At 69.8% G+C, this 20,887-nt stretch carries 19 protein-coding genes; 5 read left to right on the plus strand and 14 right to left on the minus strand.

Annotation, left to right across the window (positions count from 1 at the left end):
- Positions 1-33: 33 nt before the first annotated feature.
- The 4 genes from pflA to LXN57_RS43350 form a co-directional block, all read right to left on the minus strand.
- Entirely contained in the window at positions 34-783 is a 750-nt protein-coding gene (pflA, locus tag LXN57_RS43335; RefSeq protein ID WP_251804140.1) for a pyruvate formate-lyase-activating protein, read from the minus strand.
- Positions 783-3,008 (minus strand): formate C-acetyltransferase, encoded by a 2,226-nt coding sequence (gene pflB, locus LXN57_RS43340; RefSeq protein WP_251804141.1) that lies wholly within the window; start codon positions 3,006-3,008, stop codon positions 783-785. The genes pflA and pflB overlap by 1 nt, the downstream gene beginning before the upstream one ends.
- Before the next feature lie 111 nt (positions 3,009-3,119).
- The gene (locus tag LXN57_RS43345) at positions 3,120-5,498 is read right to left on the minus strand and encodes a glycoside hydrolase family 65 protein (protein ID WP_251804142.1); all 2,379 of its coding nucleotides are present in this window, start codon (positions 5,496-5,498) and stop codon (positions 3,120-3,122) included.
- A 7-nt stretch (positions 5,499-5,505) separates the two neighbouring features.
- The gene (locus LXN57_RS43350) at positions 5,506-5,724 is read right to left on the minus strand and encodes a PLD nuclease N-terminal domain-containing protein (RefSeq protein WP_251804143.1); all 219 of its coding nucleotides are present in this window, start codon (positions 5,722-5,724) and stop codon (positions 5,506-5,508) included.
- A gap of 364 nt (positions 5,725-6,088) precedes the next feature.
- On the opposite strand from LXN57_RS43350, the gene LXN57_RS43355 reads away from it, so the two are divergent.
- On the plus strand, positions 6,089-6,778 hold the full coding sequence (locus tag LXN57_RS43355) for a CBS domain-containing protein (RefSeq protein WP_251804144.1): 690 nt from the start codon (positions 6,089-6,091) through the stop codon (positions 6,776-6,778).
- 57 nt (positions 6,779-6,835) lie between these two features.
- Here the strand turns inward: LXN57_RS43355 and LXN57_RS43360 are convergent, their stop codons facing one another.
- Positions 6,836-7,114 (minus strand): 2TM domain-containing protein, encoded by a 279-nt coding sequence (locus LXN57_RS43360; RefSeq protein ID WP_251804145.1) that lies wholly within the window; start codon positions 7,112-7,114, stop codon positions 6,836-6,838.
- Positions 7,115-7,132: 18 nt separating this feature from the next.
- Entirely contained in the window at positions 7,133-8,560 is a 1,428-nt protein-coding gene (locus LXN57_RS43365; protein ID WP_251804146.1) for a DUF4389 domain-containing protein, read from the minus strand.
- A 148-nt stretch (positions 8,561-8,708) separates the two neighbouring features.
- On the opposite strand from LXN57_RS43365, the gene LXN57_RS43370 reads away from it, so the two are divergent.
- Positions 8,709-9,677, plus strand: a complete 969-nt coding sequence (locus LXN57_RS43370) for an Acg family FMN-binding oxidoreductase (protein ID WP_251804147.1) — start codon at positions 8,709-8,711, stop codon at positions 9,675-9,677.
- An 82-nt stretch (positions 9,678-9,759) separates the two neighbouring features.
- Here the strand turns inward: LXN57_RS43370 and LXN57_RS43375 are convergent, their stop codons facing one another.
- The 8 genes from LXN57_RS43375 to LXN57_RS43410 form a co-directional block, all read right to left on the minus strand.
- Positions 9,760-10,719, minus strand: coding sequence for an Acg family FMN-binding oxidoreductase (locus LXN57_RS43375; RefSeq protein ID WP_251804148.1), 960 nt, complete (start codon positions 10,717-10,719; stop codon positions 9,760-9,762).
- 111 nt (positions 10,720-10,830) lie between these two features.
- Positions 10,831-11,700: a universal stress protein gene (locus LXN57_RS43380; protein ID WP_251804149.1), complete on the minus strand. Its 870-nt coding sequence runs from the start codon at positions 11,698-11,700 to the stop codon at positions 10,831-10,833.
- Positions 11,701-11,799: 99 nt separating this feature from the next.
- Positions 11,800-12,759: an Acg family FMN-binding oxidoreductase gene (locus LXN57_RS43385; protein ID WP_251804150.1), complete on the minus strand. Its 960-nt coding sequence runs from the start codon at positions 12,757-12,759 to the stop codon at positions 11,800-11,802.
- A gap of 320 nt (positions 12,760-13,079) precedes the next feature.
- Positions 13,080-13,463, minus strand: a complete 384-nt coding sequence (locus LXN57_RS43390) for a VOC family protein (protein ID WP_251804151.1) — start codon at positions 13,461-13,463, stop codon at positions 13,080-13,082.
- A gap of 60 nt (positions 13,464-13,523) precedes the next feature.
- Positions 13,524-14,891, minus strand: a complete 1,368-nt coding sequence (locus tag LXN57_RS43395; RefSeq protein WP_308206705.1) for a CoA-binding protein — start codon at positions 14,889-14,891, stop codon at positions 13,524-13,526.
- Positions 14,892-14,992: 101 nt separating this feature from the next.
- Positions 14,993-15,970, minus strand: coding sequence for an Acg family FMN-binding oxidoreductase (locus LXN57_RS43400; protein WP_251804153.1), 978 nt, complete (start codon positions 15,968-15,970; stop codon positions 14,993-14,995).
- Between the two features lie 78 nt (positions 15,971-16,048).
- Positions 16,049-17,773 (minus strand): GAF domain-containing sensor histidine kinase, encoded by a 1,725-nt coding sequence (locus LXN57_RS43405; protein ID WP_251804154.1) that lies wholly within the window; start codon positions 17,771-17,773, stop codon positions 16,049-16,051.
- 151 nt (positions 17,774-17,924) lie between these two features.
- Positions 17,925-18,656, minus strand: a complete 732-nt coding sequence (locus tag LXN57_RS43410; RefSeq protein WP_251804155.1) for a universal stress protein — start codon at positions 18,654-18,656, stop codon at positions 17,925-17,927.
- Positions 18,657-18,847: 191 nt separating this feature from the next.
- Here LXN57_RS43410 and LXN57_RS43415 point away from each other — a divergent pair, with 191 nt between their 5' ends.
- From LXN57_RS43415 to LXN57_RS43425, 3 genes are all read left to right on the plus strand, one after another.
- Positions 18,848-19,171 carry an HPF/RaiA family ribosome-associated protein gene (locus LXN57_RS43415; protein ID WP_251804156.1) on the plus strand — a complete coding sequence of 108 codons (324 nt, stop codon included), beginning with the start codon at positions 18,848-18,850 and terminating at the stop codon, positions 19,169-19,171.
- A gap of 154 nt (positions 19,172-19,325) precedes the next feature.
- On the plus strand, positions 19,326-20,324 hold the full coding sequence (locus tag LXN57_RS43420; RefSeq protein WP_251804157.1) for a universal stress protein: 999 nt from the start codon (positions 19,326-19,328) through the stop codon (positions 20,322-20,324).
- A 52-nt stretch (positions 20,325-20,376) separates the two neighbouring features.
- Positions 20,377-20,865 carry a hypothetical protein gene (locus tag LXN57_RS43425; protein ID WP_251804158.1) on the plus strand — a complete coding sequence of 163 codons (489 nt, stop codon included), beginning with the start codon at positions 20,377-20,379 and terminating at the stop codon, positions 20,863-20,865.
- Positions 20,866-20,887 lie beyond the last annotated feature (22 nt).

The following is a 20,887-nucleotide window of genomic DNA, read 5'->3' on the forward strand; positions in this document are numbered from 1 at the left end:
CCTGCTCGGTCTGCATCCGCGTCTCCGACCGGTTCAGAACACGGTCAACCCGTGGTCACGGAACTGGCCACGCACCCGCTCCAGCAGTGCGGCGTCGGGGACCGGCGTTCCGGCGAGCGGGAAGGGCAGCCCCAAGGCGGCGTACTTCCGCTCTCCGAGGCGGTGGAACGGGAGAACCTCGATCCGTTCTACCGTGGACACCCCGGCGGCGATGCGGGCAACGGCCTCCACATTGGCCGGATCGTCGGTCAGGCCGGGCACCAACACGAACCGTACCCAGATGGGTTTGCCCAGCTCCGCCAGGCGATGCGCGAAGCGGACAGTGGGCTCGAGACGACCCGTGCCGGTCACTTGCGCGTACGTTCGGGGATCTCCACTCTTGATGTCGAGCAGCACGAGATCGGTCGCGTCGAGCAGGTCGCCGTCCGCGCGGTCCCCGAGGAAGCCACTGGTGTCCAGGGCAGTGTGCAGTCCCATCTCGTGACAGCTGCGGAGCACCTCGCGGGTGAAAGTGACCTGCTGCAAAGGCTCCCCGCCGCTCACGGTGACGCCGCCATGCGAGACCTTGAGGAAACGTTCGTAGCGGCGGATCTCGGTGAGCAGGGCTTCCGCGGTCGTCAGGCCGCCGTGGCGCCGGTACTGAGTGTCCGGGCTGTGGCAGTAGAGGCACCGCAGGGGGCAGCCGGCCAGGAACGCGACGAACCGGGTGCCCGGCCCGTCCACTCCTGTCGACACGTCGAAGGAGTGGAGGGAGCCGGTCACCGTCCGGGCCGTCGTGGTCATCACAGCGACCCGTGGAAGGTCCGGGAGATGACGTCGCGCTGCTGTTCCGGGGTGAGCCTGACGAAGTTGACCGCGTAGCCCGAGACCCGGATGGTCAGCTGAGGGTAGTTCTCGGGGTGCGCCATCGCGTCCTCCAGGGTCTCCCGGTTCAGCACGTTGACATTCATGTGGAAGCCGCCGCCGTCGGTGTAGGCGTCCAGCACGCCGGCCAGGTTCGTGACGCGTTCCTCGCGACTGTGGCCGAGCCCGTCCGGGCTGACGGTGATGGTCAGCGAGATGCCGTCACGGGCCGACCGGTACGGCAGTTTGGCCACCGACAGGGCGGCGGCGACCATGCCGTGCTTGTCCCGGCCGTTCATCGGGTTGGCACCCGGCGCGAACGGCTCGCCGGCACGCCGGCCGTCCGGGGTGTTGCCGGTCTTCCGGCCGTAGACGACGTTGGACGTGATGGTGAGCACGGACAAGCTCGGCTCGGCGTCGCGGTAGGTGGGCTGTTTCTGGATCTTGGCCATGAACCGTTCGACCAGGTCGACGGCGATGTCATCCACCCGGTCGTCGTTGTTGCCGAATGCCGGGAAACCACCGTCGATCTCGTAGTCGACGGCCAGGCCGGAGGCGTCCCGCACCACCTTCACCTGAGCGTGCTTGATGGCGCTCAGGCTGTCGGCGGCGACGGACAGGCCGGCGATGCCGGTGGCGAGGAAGCGGTGCACGGGATAGTCGTGCAAGGCCATCTCGAGACGCTCGTAGGCGTACTTGTCGTGCATGTAGTGGATGACGTTGAGCGCGTCGACGTAGGTCTCGGCCAGCCAGTCGAGGGTCTTGTCGTACGCGTCCATGACGGTGTCGAAGCTCAGCACGTCGTCGACGATCGGCTCGCCGGCGAAGACCTGCTCGCCGGTCACCTCGTCCCGGCCGCCGTTGATGGCGTAGAGCAGCGCCTTGGCCAGGTTGGCCCGTGCGCCGAAGAACTGCATGTCCTTGCCGACGCGCATGGCCGACACGCAGCAGGCGATCGCGGTGTCGTCGCTGTAGGCGGGCCTGATCAGGTCGTCGTTCTCGTACTGGATCGAGCTGGTGTCGATGGAGACCTGCGCGCAGAACTGCTTGAAACCCTCGGGCAGTCGCGGTGACCAGAGCACGGTCAGGTTGGGCTCGGGCGCGGGACCGAGGTTGTAGAGGGTCTGCAGGTAGCGAAAGCTCGTACGGGTCACCAGGGGCCGGCCGTCGTCGCCGATGCCCCCGAGCGCCTCGGTCACCCACGTCGGGTCACCGGAGAACAGTTGGTCGTAGTCGGGGGTGCGCAGGAACCGAATGATGCGCAGCTTGATGACGAAGTCGTCGATCAGCTCCTGAGCTTGCGCCTCGGTCAGTACGCCTTCGTCGATATCACGCTGCAGATAGATGTCGAGGAACGAGGAGGTGCGCCCGAGCGACATCGCGGCGCCGTTCTGCTCCTTGGTCGCGGCCAGGTAGGCGAAGTACAGCCACTGGATGGCTTCGCGTCCGGTCGTGGCCGGTCCGGTGATGTCGTAGCCGTACCGCTCGGCCATGAACCGCAGCTCTTCGAGCGCGCGGATCTGCTCGGCCAGTTCCTCCCGATCGCGGATGACATCAGCAGTGGACGTCAGATCGTCCAGCTCGGCCTTGCGTTCCTGGCGCTCGGTGACGAGCCGGTCCACGCCGTAGAGGGCGACGCGACGGTAGTCGCCGATGATCCGGCCACGACCGTAGGCGTCGGGCAGCCCGGTGATGATGTGCGAGCGCCGTGCGGCCTTGACATCCGCCGGATACGCGTCGAAGACACCGTCGTTGTGTGTCTTGCGGTACTCGCTGAAGACGGTCTTCACGTGGTCGTCGAGGACGTACCCGTACGCGGCCAGGCCGGCCTGCACCATCCGTAGGCCTCCGTTGGGCATGATCGCCCGGCGCAGCGGTGAACTCGTCTGCAGGCCGACGATCAGCTCGTGGTCCCGGTCGATCCAGCCGGGCGCGTGCGAGGTGATGCTTGACGGAGTGTGCGCGTCCACATCGTAGATTCCGCGCCGCTGCTCCTCGGGAAACATGCGCGTCAGCTGCTCCCAGATCCGGCTGGTCCGGTGGGTGGGGCCTTCGAGAAATGCGGGCCCTCCTTCGTACGGAATGACGTTGTCCCGCACGAAGGCGGCTACATCGACCGTGTCGCGCCAGCCCGATCCCTGGAATCCACGCCAACCACTAGCCATGACAATCCCTCCCTGTCCCTCTGCCTTGACTCTTGTCTCGCACGCCGGATCCGGGCAGGGCCGATGGTCCTTCCAACCCCGGGATTCCGACCCTGCGCCGCCGGCTAGCAGCTACTCCGGTATTGCGGTGAGCCGTCGCGGCGCGGGCCTGCGTCCGGCCGGCTGAGCGGGTTCGGACGTCAGGGGCGCCGCGGCCGGGATCGGCCGGGTGACCGAGGCTTCGGTGGTGAGCACCAGCGGTTCACCGTGATGCCTCAGCTCCAGCTCGGCGCCGGCGTTGTCGTTGCCGCGCAGCGAGTAGACGGCCTCGTGCGCGCTGACCGTCACCCGCAGGCGCAGGCCGTGCCACAACAGGGAAAAGGCCAACCGGTCGATTCGGCGGGGCAGGCGGGGTGTGAACGACAGCACACCGCCGTGGTCGCGCATGCCGCCCAGCCCCGCGACGAGCGACAGCCACGCTCCGGCCAGAGACGCGATGTGCAGGCCGTCACGGGTGTTGTGATGCAGATCGTAGAGGTCCATGAGCACCGCCTCGCCGATGTAGTCGTGGGCCAGCTCCAGATGTCCCACCTCGGCGGCGAGCACCGCTTGGGCGCACGCCGACAGGGAGGAGTCGCGTGCGGTGCGCTGTTCGTAGTAGGCGAAGTTGCGGGCTTTGTCCTCGGCCGTGAACGCGTCTCCGCACCAATGCATGGCGAGCACCAGGTCCGCCTGCTTGACGACTTGAGTCCGATAAAGGTCCAGGTACGGAAAGTGCATCAGGAGCGGATACTCGCCGGGCCGGGTGGCGGCGAAGTCCCACTCCTTCCGCAGGGTGAAGCCACGGACCTGAGGATGCACCCCGAGATGTGGGTCGTACGGAATGCTCATGGCGGTGGCGGCGGCCCGCCAGACGACGAGTTCTTCTTTGCGCACGTCGAGCGTCTCGCCGCGCTCCGGGTGGCGCTCGACGCTGTCCGCGGCCGCGCGGAGATTCCGCTGGGCCATCAGGTTGGTGTAGACGTTGTCATCGGCGATCGCGGTGTACTCGTCGGGTCCGGTCACACCGTTGAGGTGGAAGGCGCCGTCCCGGTCGTAATGGCCGAAGGAGGCCCACAACCGCGCCGTTTCCACGAGCAGGTCGACGCCGACTTCTCGTTCGAAGTCCGCGTCGCCGGTCGCGTCGACGTACCGCACCACCGCGTCGGCGATGTCGGCGCCGATGTGTACCGCCGCCGTCCCGGCCGGCCAGTAGCCGGAACATTCCTGGCCGCGGATGGTCCGCCACGGGAAGGCGGCGCCGGACCAGCCCAGGGTGGCGGCACGTTCCTTCGCCAGGCCCAGTGTGGAGTGCCGCCAGCGCAGCGCCTCGGCCGCCGCGCCGGGCTGAATTGCGGTCAGCACCGGAAGGACGAAGCGCTCGGTGTCCCAGAACACGTGTCCGTCATAGCCGGGCCCGGTCAGGCCCTTGGCTGCGATGGGGCGGCCTCGACCCTGCGCCCCCGCCTGCAATACGTGGAACAGCGCGATGCGGACCGCCTGCTGAACCTCGGCGTCGCCGTCCACCTCGACGTCAGCGTCGTCCCAGAAGGCGTCCAGGCGGTTCCGTTGCTCGCGTCGCAGACCGTCCCAGCCCTCGTAACGGGCCCCTTCGAGCGCCGCGGCCACCCGGTCGCGCAGCGCGGACCGTGAACGGTGTTCGGACCAGCTGTAAGCCAGCAGCTTGACCAGGCGCAGCGGTTGACCGGGCATCAGCCGGCAGACCATCGTGGTTCGGGCCAGGTCCTCGTACGCCTCACTGGTACAGCGCAGATCGGGTGGCCCCTCGACGATGTGGTCCATGGCGGCGACCAGGTGCAGACCGCTTTCGCGGGTGATGTGCATCAACATTGCGCCGGTGCCCGTGGCGTGGCTGAGCTCGGCCACGAGCGGCGCCCGCAGCACCGCCGATACGCGCGGATCGCGCATCGGTCCCGGCAAGGCCTCGTTGGCCACGAGCTCGGACTGCACGATCACTCGCACCGGCGCGTCGACCGCCTCCACCTCGTACTCGATCGCGGCAATCGACCGGTGCGTCAACGACACCAGCCGGGTCGAGCGGACCCGGACCGTCCGCCCGGCCGGCGATCGCCATTCGAGGGAACGGCGCAGCACCCCCTCGCGCAGGTCCAGCACGCGCTCGTGGTGGAGCAGCCGGCCGTCGCGCACGTCCAACGGCTCGTCGTCGACCAGCAGGCGGATCACCTTGCCGTCGGTCACGTTGACGATGGTCTGGCCGGACTCCGGATAGCTGTAACCGCCCTCGGCGTACGGCAGCGGGCGCAGCTCGTAGAAGGAGTTCAGATAGGTGCCCGGCAGGGCGTGCGGGTCACCCTCGTCGAGGTTGCCGCGCAGTCCGAGGTGTCCGTTGGAGAGCGCGAAGAGGGACTCCGACCGAGCGAGCAGCTGCCGGTCGAGATGAGTTTCGCGCAGCTGCCAAGGCTCGACGGCGTACGCCTGAGGCCGTTCCACGCCAACCTCATCTCCGGCCGCGGCGGCCCCAGATCAGGTAGGCCGGCGGCCCGATCGGCTGCACGAAGACCGCGAGCCACCACACCGCCTTGGCGCCCCGCACGGAAGACGAGGGTCGCCGCGCCAGATCGGCGGCAGCCACAGCGGTGCAGAGCAGTTCGGCCGCCGCGAGCACCGTGACCGCGGCTCGTTGCCGGGGGTCCAGGTTGTGCCAGCTGCGAGTCATCGTGCACCTCCGGCGGTCCGAGCGGTTCCGCCGCCCGTCTGATGACTTCGAGCTTGTACCGGTGTGGGCCGGTGTCACAGGGCTGAACGGCCCGGGTCGACCGGCCCGATCCGCACCCGTTCGGCGGCGCTGATCGGGTCGAGGTAGCGTCCTCCGGGCTCCGGCACGGGCGCCGAGGCGACCATGGACCTTGCCGGCAACCGGCCCGTGGCGGCTCTGGCCGATCACCTCGGCGGCACACGGCGCCCACGATGGCTGCACTGCGCGGTAGGCAGTCCTGGCCGGGCGGGACCTTCGGCCCTGATGGCCGCGTACGACTCCGCCGTACCGTCCGGAAAGGGACAACGGACGAAGGAGGGGCGCGTTGAAGACCTGGAGCGTCAACGATGTGATGACCAAGGTGGTCCTGTCCGTGGACGCGACCGCCTCCTACCGAGACGTAGTGGATCTGCTGATCGAGAACAGGCTGAGCGCGGCGCCGGTGGTCGACGCCTTCCGGCACGTGATCGGTGTCGTGTCCGAGGCCGATCTCCTGCGAAAGATCGAATATGCCGGCGAGGACGAGCCGCGGCTGTTCGAGAGCCGGCAGCGTCGTGGCGAGCGCCGCAAGTCCCGGGCGCAGACCGTGGAGCACCTGATGAGCGCTCCCGCCGTGGTGACCCTCAGCGGCACCTCGATCGCGGCGGCCGCTCGGCTGATGGACCGGGAGAACGTCAAGCGCCTGCCCGTCATCGATGACCTCGGACGGCTCATCGGGATCGTCTCTCGCGCCGATCTGCTCAAGGCTCACCTGCGTGCGGACGACGAGATTCTGGCCGACATCGAGTCGGGCGTCCTGCACCCGTACGTCGACGATGAGAACGCGAAGGTGACGGCCACCGTGACCGATGGGGTGGTCACTTTGTCCGGCCGGGTGGACCGATGGTCCTCGGCCGAGATCGCGGAGCGACTGACCAGGCAGGTGGCAGGCGTGGTCGACGTGCGGTCCGCACTCGACTGGAGCTACGACGACCGCCAGATGCGGGGCGTGCGTCTGGGGATGGGCATCGGCTGACCCGGTGCAACCGGAATCGTGGCCCGGGTGAAAGCCCGGGCCACGCGTGTTCGTGCTTCAGCGGCGGCCGAGTCTGTCCATCTCGGCCCGGATGGCCTCCTCGGAAGGATTCGAGCCGACGTAGACGTCCCAGACGTGGAAGGCGAGGCCAATGCCCCAGCCGAGCAGCGGGAACATCGGCCAGTAGAAACCGCCAGGGGTGGTCAGCAGCCAGATCCCGTTCAGGAAGAGATTGACCAGCACGAAGGCGAGCAGGTGCGCTTGCAGGTCGCGCTTCTTGCGCAAGCGGGTCACGGCCGCCTCGCGCAGGTCGACCGGGATCGGGGAATCGGTCATGGTTGGCCTTCTTTCGGGCTACGTCCCCACGGTCACGGGGGGAATCTGCTGAGGCGCCGGACCGGCCGGACCGGGCGCTGATGGTGGCGGGCTGTGCCGGCGGCCGATGCCGACGCCGCCCAGCACGATCAGCCCGATGGCGATCAGGCCCAGCACGATGCCGGTGGCGAGCAGTCCGCCGCCCAGGCCGGTGAGGTCGGGGATCTGAATGGCGCCCTCGACGTCGGCCGCCACTCCGGGCGTGCCGTCGAGATTGGTGACGACCACGGCGTAGTCGCCGTCGGTGACGTTCCACCGCAGGGTGGCGCCGGAGCCGGTGCCGGTGGCCAGCCAGAACGGCTGGGCAGCCGGGTCGGTGATCGCGCGGGTTGCGCCGGAGGCGCGGTCGTAACGGCCCGCGCCGGAGTTGAACCCGACCAGCTGGTCGTGCGAGGTGCCGGCCAGCCAGGCGTCGACCGAACGCTGCCGGGCGATACCGACGAACAAGGGTTCGCCGGTGGGCGAGGCCACGGTCACGCGTAGGCCGCCAACGTCGGCGAGGTTCCGCGTCCAGACCTCGGTGTCGGCGATGACCAGGTTCTCCGCGGTGACGGCGGCCGTATTCGTGCTCAGCTGCAGCGTCGGCGAGGCCACGTAACCGTTGCGGTCGCGTGCCGAGTCGAGGCCCAGCAACACGCCACCACCGATGCCCAACCCGGCGGCCGGGGCAAGCAGCAGCACGCCGGCTACCAGAGCGACGACGGACCCGGCGATCGATCCTGTCCGCCGGTGAGGCACAGCCACCGGGCCCGCGGCCCCGGCCGGGTCGTCGGGTGGCGGGTCCGGCTCGGTGTCGCCCTGGTCCAGGCGGAACGGCGGGTACTGGGGCGTGAGCAGGGTCAGATAGGCGATCACTCGCAAATTCCACCGGGCGACGCCCACGAGCAGGTCGTACAGTCCCCGGGGATAGCGGCCGGTGAACAGCAGAGCCAGGCCGGCGACGAGCACGACGGCGCCCAGGACGCTGATCCGGACGTCGTTGTCGCGGGTTCCGGCTGCCGTCAACGCGCCCAGGATGACCAGGTGCGGAATCGCGAACAGCCAGGCGACCAGGGGTAGCCAGCGTGGCGGTGGGCCGTCCGGCTCGAGGTGCAGGCGTGCCGGATAGTCCGGGACGTCCGCGAGGGTGAACGGCGGATAGGCGTCGGTGCCGAGAGCCTGGTAGCCGTAGTAGCCGACGCGCCAGCTCCAGCGCAGCACGCCGAGGTTGTAGGCGCGCAGCGCTGCCGGGTAGCGGCCGGTGAACAGCACGGCCAGGTAGGCCACCAGGGTGAGCACCACTAGGCCGGTCCACAGCACTGCCAGGACGATGTAGTGCGGGATGAGCAGCAGCCATTTGACGAGCCATAGCCAGCGGCTCAGCGTGGGGTCGCGGCGGGCTTCGACCCGCATCGGATAGCGGTTCATGTCACCTCCCAGAGAGTCTTCTGCTCCAGGACAACGCCGCTCGTCGTGCTGTGGCAGGGCCGGAAGGCGGGGTGTGCCGGGCAGATCGGGCCCTCCGGCCCTGACCGACCGGTGGCAGTCCGCCTAGCGTGGAGTGGAGGAGGTCGAGATGCCCACTGTGGACAGGGGAATGTTGATTCGATGCGTCGAGGCCGCTACGCTGGCGCCTTCGCTGCACAACAGCCAGCCCTGGCGATTCCGCATCGACGGTGAGACCGTCGAGGTGTACGCCGATCCGGCCCGTCGTCTGGAGGTGCTCGACCCGCACGGCCGCGAACTGACCATCAGCGTCGGCGCGGCGCTCTTCACGCTGAGGGCGGCGATCAGGGACGCGGGCTGGATACCGGCCGTCGAGGCCTATCCGGATCCGGATGAGCCCGACCTGGTGGCCCGTGTTCGCCCGGAGCAACCCGCCGAGCCGAGTCCGGAGGCGCACGAGCTCGCCACCGCGATTAGCCGGCGGCACACCAACCGGCGGCCCTTCTCGTCCGCCGTCGTTCCAGCCGACGTGGTTGACAAACTGCGCGACGCGGCGGTCCACGAAGGCGCGCGCCTGACCGTGGCCGACCGGGCCAGCCGCACAGTGATTGTCAGTCTCGGGCGCGCCGCAGCAGACAGATTGCGAGGGCGGGGAGGCTACTTCGCGGAGCTGAACCGCTGGACGCGTCCGCTGCCGGGCCGACTGGACGGCATCCCGGCTCACGCCATGGGGCCGTGGGACGCACTGGAACGCATCCCCATGCGCGACTTCGGGGTGGTCATGTCGCAGCCGTCGCGTCACGGTGAGGAGTTCGAGCCGTACCCCACCATCGCGGTGCTGACCACGGTGGGAGACGCGCCGGCGCAATGGTTGCAGGCCGGTCAGGCGCTGCAGCGCATCCTGTTGGTGGCGACCCGTCTGAATCTGGCCACGACACCCATCAGTCAGCCGGTGGAGATTCCCTCGATCCGCGACGTCCTGTCGGACCCGCGGACCGACCGCTGGGCGCAGATGGTGATCCGCCTCGGGTATGGTGCTCCAGCCGCCGCGACGCCGCGCCGGCCCGTCGCGGAGGTTCTGATCGCGCAGAGCTCCTGACGTGGATTCGCCGTACGGATCACCCGTCTGGCGCTGCCCGGTATTCCTGACCGGCTGAGCGGCGGCGACGCGGCGCACTCGCTCAGAGGTAAGTGATGTAGTCGGTCGACCGCAGCCGCGGGGTGGCGGGCGGGAGGTCACCGGTCGTGCCGGTCGTCAGCCTCAGCACCAGATGCGGGTAGCCGTCCCAGTCGAGCAACCGCCGAATGGTGTCCCGGCTGCGAGCCACCTCGGTGACGATGCTCAACGGCAGGACTCCCACGCGAAGCACGGCCGCGGTCAGCCAGCCCGCAGACAAGCCCTCACCGGCCAGCAGCCACCCGAACCGGTCATCATCGGCGCTGTAGAGCACCGTGAAGTAGGCGGCGTGGTGGTGCGTCTCGGTGATGAGCTCGGCGCCGGCGCGGCGTAGCGCCCGGGCCGGTGCGGTCAGCAGGTAGGGGTCGTCGGGCAGGGCGGAGGAGGGGATGCCGGTTCCCTCGGGATGGTGGCTGCCCACCCAGCCGGCCACCTCCACCTGCCAGCCCGGATCCTCGGCCTCGACGTTGCGGGCTGCCTCGGCCGCTTCGGCCAGAGCGAAGACCTGGGACGGCAGAAGCACCGCCAGACCCGCACCCTGACCGATCACCGCCTGCTGGATGGTCCGCACCAGGTGCCGGTCCAGGGGCGAGCCCGGTGGGGCGCGCCGATCCGTACGACGCCGCGAGGCCTGCTTTTCCAGCCGGGCAGCGTCGTGATCGACCGGCGCCTCCGCTCCCAGGACGATGTGGGCCAGCAGGTCCGGATCATCGTCGTCGGGCATCCGGTTCACCTCGATGGCCCGGCCGGTCGCCGCGAGATGCACTCGCGCGTGATGCAGCGCCGCGCCGCAGCTGAGCACGGCCAGCCGGGCGTCCGGATCGGTGATCGGCAGGACCCGTCGTGGCTCCAGCCGGAGATCGAGCGTCTCGCCGGCGTGGACCCAGTGCCAAGGCTGGCTGTTGTGCAGGGACGGTGCCTGGCCGGAGAAGACCGCTGCCTGGGCCAGGGGATCTGTTGCCATGGCTGTCTCCTTTCACGTCACCGGAATTCGCCCGGCATACCCGAAGTAGCCGCGCCGGCATTTCGAGCGTCCTTTCGAATCGTCGTGTCCTTGCCCATCGCGCGCTTCCCGTCAGCTCACCGGTCGAGCGATATGCACCGGGCACTCGGCGTGGTGAAGCAGTTGCAGGCCGGTCGAACCGAGCAGCCCGCCGGTGATCAGACCGCGGCCACGGCTGCCGACGACGACCAGCCGCGCTTGATGGGAGGCCTTGACCAGGGCGGAGGCGGCGCTCTCGTGGCTGATGACCTCGTCGACGGGCACCTCAGGGTACTTGGCCCGCCAGGGCGCGAGCCTGGCCTCCAGGCGGGCCTGTTCGGCTTCGTCCTGGGACGGGATGGCGACCGTGCGAGACGCCGCCGGCGACAGGGAAAGCGGGATGACCGGCTCGTACGCTCGGATGACGGCCAACGAGCAGCCTTGTTCGCTCGCGGCCGTGAAGGCGTTCTGCAGAACCAGATCAGCGGCCCGTGAATGGTCCACACCCGCGGCGATCGGGCCTCCGGTGACGCTGTGGCGCCCGCGTACGACAACCACGGGGCACAAGGCGTGCGTGGCAACGCGTTGGCTGACCGAGCCGAGCAGTAGGCCCGCGAACCCGCCGCGTCCCCGGTTGCCGACCACGAGCAGCTCCGCGCCGCGAGATACCTCGAGCAGCCGCGGCACGGCGGGTCCGATCAGCATGTCGGTCTCGATCGTGATGTCCGGCGCCACCTCCCGGGCCCGGTCGAACGCGCTCACCACGACCGTCTCGGCAAGAAGGCGCGCGGCCTCGGTCTCCTCGACTCCGGCGTCGAGCCGATGCTCACCCCAATCCCAGTCGAAGGCGTGAAATATCCGCAGCGGCACCCGTCGGCGTTGAGCTTCGTGCGCGGCCCAGTCGACCGCCGCGCCGCTCGTTCCGGCGCCGTCGGTGCCGACGATGATCTGTCTGTTCACCATGACCGTTTCTCCTTCATGTCCTCCCATCGTCGGATTCAAGGATGGTCGTGGTCAGGGCGGCACGGCCTGTGGCGACAGGCCGGAGGTCCGCTCTGGTTTCTATGCCGTGACGGTGACGAAGTCGCGCAGGTCGCGGCGGGCAGAAGCCGGGGCCGGCTCTCGGCCGGAACGGTAGCCGAGACGTACGATCAGAAACGGCTCACCGAGTCCGGTCAGCAGGTGGCGGACGAGCTGCCGTGGCCACTCCCGTTCGACAGCATCGCTCAGCGGGGCGGTCGCCAGTCCGTCCGCGGTGGCCAGCAGCAGCAGCGCGGACAGCGCCTCTCCGCCGCGCAACAGGTCGATGGGGCGCTCTCCGAGACCGAACAAGACGACGTATGCGGCGCCCTCGTCGTGGGCGATGCCCGGATCGAGATCCGCGCGGCTCGCGGGGAAGAAGTCTCGCACCGGCACTCGGCGCGGGCCAGGCTTGACGGCCGTGTCCGGCGTGACACCATCGCCTCGGTATCCGGGCCTCTGAGTCCAGGCGCGCAGGTCCGACCGGTACGCGGGATCATAGAGCTCGGCCTGCTCGGCGGCGTCCATCGAGAACGCGAGAGCAGCGACCTGCTCCCGGCGCACGGTGTGCAGATAGGCGCCTTCGGTCTCGACGAAGCGGCGCAGCTTGGTCAGCTCGAAGTCGCTGACCGTCCGGGCGCCGAACGATCGCCGGTCGGTGTGCCGGCGCGGGATCACGGCGGCCATGCGGACCGCCTCCGGGTCCGGTGGCACTTGTTTGCCCAGCACCAGCCGGGCCAGCAGATCTGGGCGCTCCGAGTCGGGCAGCCGGTCCACCGTCACCGACCACCCGCTGCCGCGCAGCCAGACGCGGGCGTGGTGCAAGGCGGCGCCGCAGCTGAGCAGGAGCAGGCGGCCGTCCGGGTCGATGCTGGTGACCTTCCGGTCCGGATCGGCGAAGAGTTGCACGGTGGCGCCTTCGATCCGCCACGACCAGGGTTGGGTGTTGAAGATGGACGGCGCATGTCCCGCCGCGAGGACAGCCTGCTCCAGCGGTGTCATGGTGGGAACCTCCTCTGCTGTCCCACCACCGTCGCGCCCGGCGGGAGGAGCGAAGCAGGGCCTGAAGTCCCGTATCGCTCGCTGACCGGCGGCGGCGGGTGTTGCCGTGCGTCGCTGCGATGCGAATCAGGCAGAGAGAGAAAACGAGGGATCCGCATCGCAGCCGCCGGGTTCGCCGGCCGGGCCCTCCTCGGGTCCATGGCGGAGCATCCTCCACCACCCTGGATTGTCACCCATGTGCCGGCGAACTCAGTTCCATCATTGCCCGCCGGCCACGCGGGCACCAGGGCCATGAGTCCCCCTTGCAGGCGGGCCTCATGTCACCCTGACGTCGGCGTGGATTCGCCGATGAGGGGGCCCGAGGCCTGCAGCAGGCCCACAGCATTGCCCTCGGGGTCACGGAACAGCGCGAAGGACGACTCAGTGCTGATCGGTGTCGGCGGCACGAGGGTCGCGCCACCCAGCTCGCTCACCAGCCGCAACGCATTCTCAAGATCGTCTACCTGAACATAGATGGTCACGTACGGCGGCATCCCCTCGCGGGACTGCATGAGCCCGCCGCCCAGTCCACCGTCGACGGGCTGCACCATGGCATAGCCTGGCTGGTTCTCGCGAACCGTCCAGCCGAATGCCTTGCTGTAGAACGCGCTGAGCGCCGTCAGGTCGCGTCCGCCGATCTCCCAGTGCACCACTGGATCGGCCATGTCGATCACCTCGCCGTGATAGTCGGTCCGTCCAGGGTCCGCTCGGCCGGCGAGGCTGCGTCAGGGCCGTCCGGCCCGCAAGCGTCGCAGATTGTCATGCGCTGAGCTGCGCCGCCAGATCGCGTAACGGTGAGTGTGGGCCAGAGCTCGGATGGCCCGGTCCTGCTGCCGGTAGACGGGGATGTCTCGGATTCCCACACGGTGGATGTCGTCGGGGCTGCCGGCCAGCACGACAGCGGCGGTTAGTCCGGGCCGTCGGTCCAGGGTGTGAGCGAGAGCGGTCATGATCGCAGCGGGGCAGTTCGCGCGGGTGCCGACCACGAGAGCCAGAACCATGTCGACCTGCCCGGTTCCGGCGACGGTGTCGACGGCCGCCGCGATCTCGGCCGCACCGGCCTCGATGTCGACATCGGCCCCGACGCCGGACGGCATGACGAAGCCGTGTGCCAGGGCGGTGTTCGCGGCGACCGCGGTGAGGGCGCCGGCGTTGCCGACGATGCCCAGCCTGTTCCCGGCGGGCAACGGCTGGCTCACCAGCATCCGAGCGGCGTCGGTCACCTCGTCCAGGCTGCTGGTATGGATGATGCCTGAATCGGCCTCCATCGAGCCGGCGATGATCGAATCCGGACCGGTGCCGCCGACGACCAGGACTGGCTTGCGTTGCGACAACGGCTCGACTGCCGCTGCGAGCCGCTGAGGATCGCCCGGTGTGTCGGGGAAGAGGGCGACCGCCCGGGTGTGTGCGTCGTGGTACCAGTAGGCGATCGAGCCGGCGTCGCCGAGGTCGCGACCGTCCCCGACCGAGACGAAACTCGCCACACCGCAGCCGTTGCGGGTGACGTGCTCGAGGAGAGCCACTCCGACCGCGCTCGACTGGCAAGCGAGGGCCAGACCGCCGCGCGGTGGGCGAGCGCGGGACAGAGTGGCGTCGAGCCGTACCCGCGGGTCGGTGTTGAACACCCCGAAGCTGCCCGGGCCGACGAGGCTGATGCGATAGTCGCGTGCGACCTGCTCCAGTTCGCGATTCTCCTGGGTGTCCGCGACACCGAGCACCACGGCGCCGGCGATGCCGCACCGACCGGCCTCACGCACCGCGTCGGTCGCCTGACCGCCGCCGGCGGCCACGACGATCAGGTCGGTGGCCGCGGGAAGCTCCGCAATCGTGCGATGGCCGGGGATGCCGCAGACCGGGCGACCCGACTCGTGCACCGGATACAAACGTCCGCGGAATCCGTAGTCGCGCAGGGCACGCAGCACTTCGTACCCGGCCAGACCATGTTGCTGCAAGGCTCCCGTCACCGCCACCGACCGGGGCGCCAGCAGATGTTTCAGCGAGCGGGCGGGAGCTCCTGAGGCGCGTGTCCCGGGCGTCCGCCGGCCGGCTCGTGTACCGCCCGTAGGCGGAGACAACGTGGTTGCCATGGTCATCACCCGGTTCTCCCTCGACGTCGGCCTTCAGCCTCGGCAGGGTTGGCCGGGCACGGACAGGGCCGAAAGTCCCGAGGGCAGCGGGCGCAAGAGTCCGCGGATCAGGCCGGTCGAGGTACTCCGAGGGGCTTCACCACTTCGTCGACGGTACGCCGGGGCGTCGGATGGGTGGCGTGGCCGAAGCCGAGGCGGAGGGTCATCTGCGGGAAGCCGGACCGGCCGAGCGAGCGGCGTAGTTGGTCGCGGGCGGCCACGACCTCGATGGGCTGGGAGATCATGGAAGCGGCGAGACCCGCGTCCGTGGCCGTGAGCAGCACCTTTTGCAGAGCTTGACCCGCCGTCAGGTGGTCGATCGGCTGATCGCCGGCGACGCCGAGAATGCCGACAAGCGGTTCGGGCTCGTAGTCGAGGCCGCCGGGCCGGCGCTGGTCGGAGAATATCCGTTGGGGGAGCAGATCGTGCGGCTCGGGTGGTGGCGCTCCGGCAGTGACCGGCACACCGTCGGAGGCTTGGTCGGCATGGGTCCACAGGGCGAGCTCGGCCTGATAGGCGGCGTTTCGCCGCAGCACGCGGTCGGCGCTGCCGGCGATCTCCGCGAAGCCGGTCAGCGCGGTCATGCCGACCAGCAGATCAAGCCAGGCGCCTTCGTCGCGGGCGGCCTGGATGAGCCGGATCCGGGACTCGGCGGGCACCGGGTCGGACCGGAACGGCGCCCGGTTGCTGTGCCGGCGGGGGATGGCGGCGAAAAGATCGCTTTCGATCCGGGACGGCGGCCGGTCGGGTTCGGGCCGGAGCTGCGCCAGGACCTCGGGGGCGGCGGCCACCGGTTGCAGGGACACCTCGGCCGGGCGGCCGCGGACGGCCAGCGCAAGCCGGGCGTTGTAGGTGGCAGCGCCGCAGGCCAGCCGTACGGCCCAGCCGGACAGGTCCGCCGCCGGGAGCTGTCGGGCTGGATCGGCCAGGATCTCCACGGCCCCGTCGCGCAGCCGGAACTGCCACGGCTGGCTGTTGTGCATCGAGGGGGCACGGATGCCCGCTGCGGCCGCCGCTCGCAGGTCAGCGTCGTCGTAGGCGTTCACGTGGGAAACCTCCGTTACAGGTGTACACGCAACGGTGCATTGCGCACCCGACGGCTGTTCAGGGCCGAAGGTCCCGATTCACGCGCGGAACGGCACCCGCCAGCTCAGCCCGGTGCCGGACCCATCCGGACCCGGGCCGATCTCGAAGGTCCCACCCATGTCGTGAGCGCGTTCGCCCATGTTGACGATGCCGCCGCGGGCTCGGGCGGGGTCGAAGCCGATGCCGTCGTCCTCCACGAGGAGGGCTATCGCTCCGTCGGCGGCGCGCACGGAGACCCGCACGCTCGTGGCCCGCGCATGCCGGATGATGTTGGACAACGCTTCTCGCAGGACGGCCAGCAGCTCAGGTCTGACATCGTCGGGGATGGCGCTGTCGACCGGACCCGAGGTGTCCAGGACAGGCTGGAAACCCAGCCCATCGGCGGCGGCGTCGATCGCCTCGCGGAGGTCGCTGCGCAGCGATGGACCGGTGGGAGCGCGCAGCTCGAAGATCGATCGCCGGATGTCGCGGATGGTGCCGTCCAGATCGTCGACGGCGGTGTTGATGCGCTGAGCTACATCGGGCCGTTCCACATGATGCATGGCTCCCTGCAGGTGCATGCCGGTGGCGAACAGTCGCTGGATCACCACATCGTGCAGATCGCGGGCGATGCGTTCGCGATCCTCGAGCACCGCCAGCTGCTGCCGCTCTTCGTGGGCGCGGGCGCGCTCGAGGGCGAGTGCCGCCTGTCCGGCGAAGCTTGACAGCTGTACCGCGTCCTCGTCCGTGGGCAGCTCGCCATCGGGCTGGGTCACGATCAGAACGCCGTGCAGGGCGTCCACGCCCGCCAACGGCGCCGCCATCGCCCGGCTGTCCGGCACCGGGCCGGGCCACTCCGCGGCGGCGCGAAGGCTCTCCACCGCGCGGACCTTCTCTCGACCGAACGCGGCTGCGGTTTCCCGGTCCACCGGCACAATCTTGCCGACGAGGGCCGCGTACGATGGGTCGGCGCCGTCGGCGACGTCGATCGTGTAGCGGGAGTTCTCCTCGTCGTACAACATGACGAGGACCAGCTCCGCGCTGGAGACCTCGCGGGCGCGCCGGGCGATCAGCCGCAGCGCTTCCTTGCGCTGGACGGTGCCGAGGAGCACGCCGGTGATCTCGGCTGTGGCCGACAGCCAGCGCTCCCGGCGCCGGGCCAGGGCGTAGAGGCGAGCATTGTCGATCGCGACGCCGGCCGCGGCGGCCAGCGCGATCACGATCTCCTCGTCGTCGTCGCTGAACTCGGCCGCGCCCTGCTTCTCGGCCAGATAGAGGTTGCCGAAGATCTGGTCACGGGTCCGCACCGGGACCCCGAGAAAGCTGTGCATGGGTGGGTGATTCGGTGGGAAGCCGTACGAATCGGGATGCTGGGTGATGTCAGGCAGCCGCACGGGTTCGGGGTGGGTGATGAGCAGACCCAGCACGCCGCGGCCGTGGGGCAGGTCACCGATCCTGGCATGGGTCGCGGGATCGATGCCGTGGGTGATGAAGTCGATGAGCTCGGTACGGTCGTTGCCGATCACGCCGAGGGCGCCGTAACGGGCCCCGACGAGGGTGCAGGCAGCCTCCACGATGCGGCCCAGGGTGCTGCGCAGGTCGAGGTCGGTGCTGATCCCGACGACGGCGTCGAGCAGGGCACGCAGGCGCTCCCTGCTGGCCATCACGTCCCCGACCCGGTCGAGCACCTCTTGCAGCAGGTCGTCCAGTTGCAGACTCGACAGCGGGCCGATCCCGAGAGAGGGCGGGCCGATCCGATCATCCGACGGCGACGTCTCACCCATGGCGCCAGGCTAGACCGTGGCGCGACCAAGCGGAACCGCTGGCCTACGATGATCACCGGACCGCACCACTTCTCAGCGGCCGAGCCGAGGCACCAGTCGTCAACCGCCGAACGAACGTCCGTAGGATCAGCCATCGGGCCGTCCCGACCGGTCACAGCGGGGCCTCCTCACGCTGATCGACCGGCACCAGCACAACTGGACAGAGTGCGTCCAGAGCCACGGTCAGGGGCACATCGCCGGTACGGAGGCGTCCCATTACGCCGCGGCGCTTGTCGCCGAGGACGAGCAGCCGGGCACGCTGTCCGGCGCTGATCAGACCGTCAGCCACCGAGCCGGTCTCCCCGTGGCGCCCGGCTGCCTCACCGGGTTGCGGGATATGGACCGTACTCAGCGGTAGGTGGTGCTCGCCGGCATAGGCATGAGCGAACTCCAGAGCCATCTCACCGGCTGCGCTGCCGTCGATGCCCACCAGGACCCCGTCGGCTGAGGGAACAGCGGCGCGGGCGACGACGACCGGGCAGTGCGCGTTGCGGAGCACCCGGCGTACGGTGCGACCGCCTTCCCCGGCGCCGACAACGAGCAGCCGTACACCCGCCGAGGCGTCGATCAGAGCGGCCGGCGCCGCACCGACGCGGATCTGAAGGGCCGTCCGTCGCGTGCCGAGCCGTGCTCGCGCGGAGGCCAATGCGCGGGCGAGGCCGATGTCGGCGACCTCTACCTCGGCCGGCCCGGGCTCACCCCGGCCTGAGGCCAGCGGCGAGCCGGGAGCGCACACATGCAGCAGCACGAGCCGGTCACCGGAGCGCTCGGCCTCGTCAAGGGCCCAGGCGAAGGCCGGTCCGCTTCCGGCGCCGCCGAGGCCGGCGGCAATCGAACCGTACATGGTCTTTACTCCTGCCTTCGTCGTCGACTCCACAATGGGATGTCGTTGCCGCCGAACGGCAGTGCCGAAAGACCCAATGATCTTGCTGGGTGGGCTGAAGTGGTGCCGAATGACCCTACTGGCGGGCCGGGGCGATATTGATCATTTGAGTACGCCCCGGCGAATGGCAGGGGAACAGTCAGGGAGGCGTCATGACTCGTATCGAACAGGTCATCTGCCCTCAGGTGCATACCCATGGCGATGTCGGAGAGGAGGCTGCCGCCTACGCCGTGGCCAAGCTCGAGGCGGCGCTGCACCACGCTCCCGGGCCGGTGCTGCGCACGTCGTTGACGCTGGACTCGGCGGCGCCCGGCGACCGGGTCGACGCGCACGTCGACGTGAACGGGGTTGGCCTGCACGTCCACGCAATGGGCGAGACGCTGCAGGAGGCGACTGATCTGATGCAGGAACGGTTGCGCTCGCGGTTGCGCCGCATCCGGCGCCGCCCTCAGCAGGGGCCACCCGCGCCGGAATGATCGGCCGCTGAGCAAGACGGCGCCGGAGCCTCTCGGGCTGCGGCGCCGTGCCGGTGTATAGGGCCGGTCGCATCGCCGCATTCGGGACCATCGGCCCGCCCGCACCGGTCCGTGGGCTGTGTCACCACCGGATCGCCGGACCTAACCTGCGGCTATGGACACCGACGCAGGAATGAACGGAAACCGGCCGGTGGTGGTTGGCGTGGACGGCTCGCGAGCCGTCCCGGCAGTCGTCGATCTTGCTGCGGCCGAGGCGGCCCGGCGGCAGTCGCCGCTGGTGATCGCCCACGTCTGGCCAGGCCGGTACACCGGGTATTTCCGCGGACGGGGCTCCATTCCCGCGCGGGCCGACGCACAGCGGTTGCTCGAATTGGCCGAGAGCCGGGTCCGATCGGCCCATCCGCGGCTGCGCGTCCGCACGCAATTGCTCGACGGCGGCGCCGCGAACCTGCTCGCCGAGATGTCCGTGCAGAGCCGGCTCCTGGTGGTGGGGCATCGCGACGATCTCAAGGCGCGCTCCGGCTGGGGACCGACAACGGCCTATCTGGCGCACCACAGCGCCTGTCCCCTGCTCGTCCACCGTGGGCGGGATCCGGGCCCTGGACCGGTCGTGGTGGCGACGTCGGCCCGGCCCGAGGCCGGCGCCACACTCGAGTACGCCTTTTCGCTGGCCGAGCCGGCGGCTGCCCGGCTCGTGGTCGTGCACATGTGGACGAGGCCGGGCGCGGCGGAGGGCATCCCACCCGTTGTGGCCGCGGGGGCGTACGCCACCGAATCCGCGGCGGGGGAGCGGAGCCTTGATGCAGCCCTGGCCGTATGGCTGACGCGCTATCCCGGCGTGCGGGTCGAGCGCCTGCTCGTGAACGAGCTCGACATGCCGTACACCATCGAAGGCGCCATGCGTCGGGGCCGTCTGCTCGTGGCGGGGATCGGCCGCAGCGGTAGCTTCGCCGAGTTGCTGTACGAGTCGTGGCGCCCGGCAGCCCGGCAGCGGGCCGGCTGCCCGGTGCTGCTCGTCCCACCCGGCTGGCACGATGCTCCCCTCCGAACGGATGCGACGGCGGCCGGAGGGACTTCCCCAGAGAAGCGATACCTCGGATCGCGCAAGGGCCCTTCGACTCTGCCGCTGGCGGACCGACCGGCACAGCGTTGACCTGATATGCCGGCGCACGACGATCGGCGCCGGTCCGGAGGGAGTGTGCGGCATGACCACTTCGGCGGAGAAGACAGACGTCCTCGGCGTTCTGCGCGAGGCGGTGGCCGAGAACGGCGCGGATCGGGTCTTCGGGGCACCGGTGTCCGGGAACGGCACGCTGATGCTGCCGGTAGCGAAGATCAGCGGCGGCGGTGGGGGAGGCGGCGGAGCCGAGCCGGCTGCCGAAGGGCAGCCCGAGGGATCGGGCGGCGGGTTCGGCACGGCGGCTCGCGGTCTGGGCGTGTTCGTGCTCCGCGACGGCAAGGTCACCTGGCACCCGGCGATCGACGTGAACCGGATCGTGCTCGGCGGCCAGCTGGTCGCGATCACGGCGCTGCTGGTGGTGCGCGGGCTCCTTCGCGGGCGTCGTGCATGCACTCGTGGGCGGGCGTTCGCCGGCGTTCCGTGGCTTCCCGCACGCAGCCGGATTCGCGGGGCAATGACCGCGCTCCGCAAGGGCGCGGAGGTGCCGGTGCTGAAGCGCAGGGCACGCAGCTGACGTATGCCCTTCCTCGACGCAG

Origin of the sequence: Paractinoplanes hotanensis (assembly GCF_023717965.1) — a bacterium.
GTDB lineage: Bacteria > Actinomycetota > Actinomycetes > Mycobacteriales > Micromonosporaceae > Actinoplanes > Actinoplanes polyasparticus.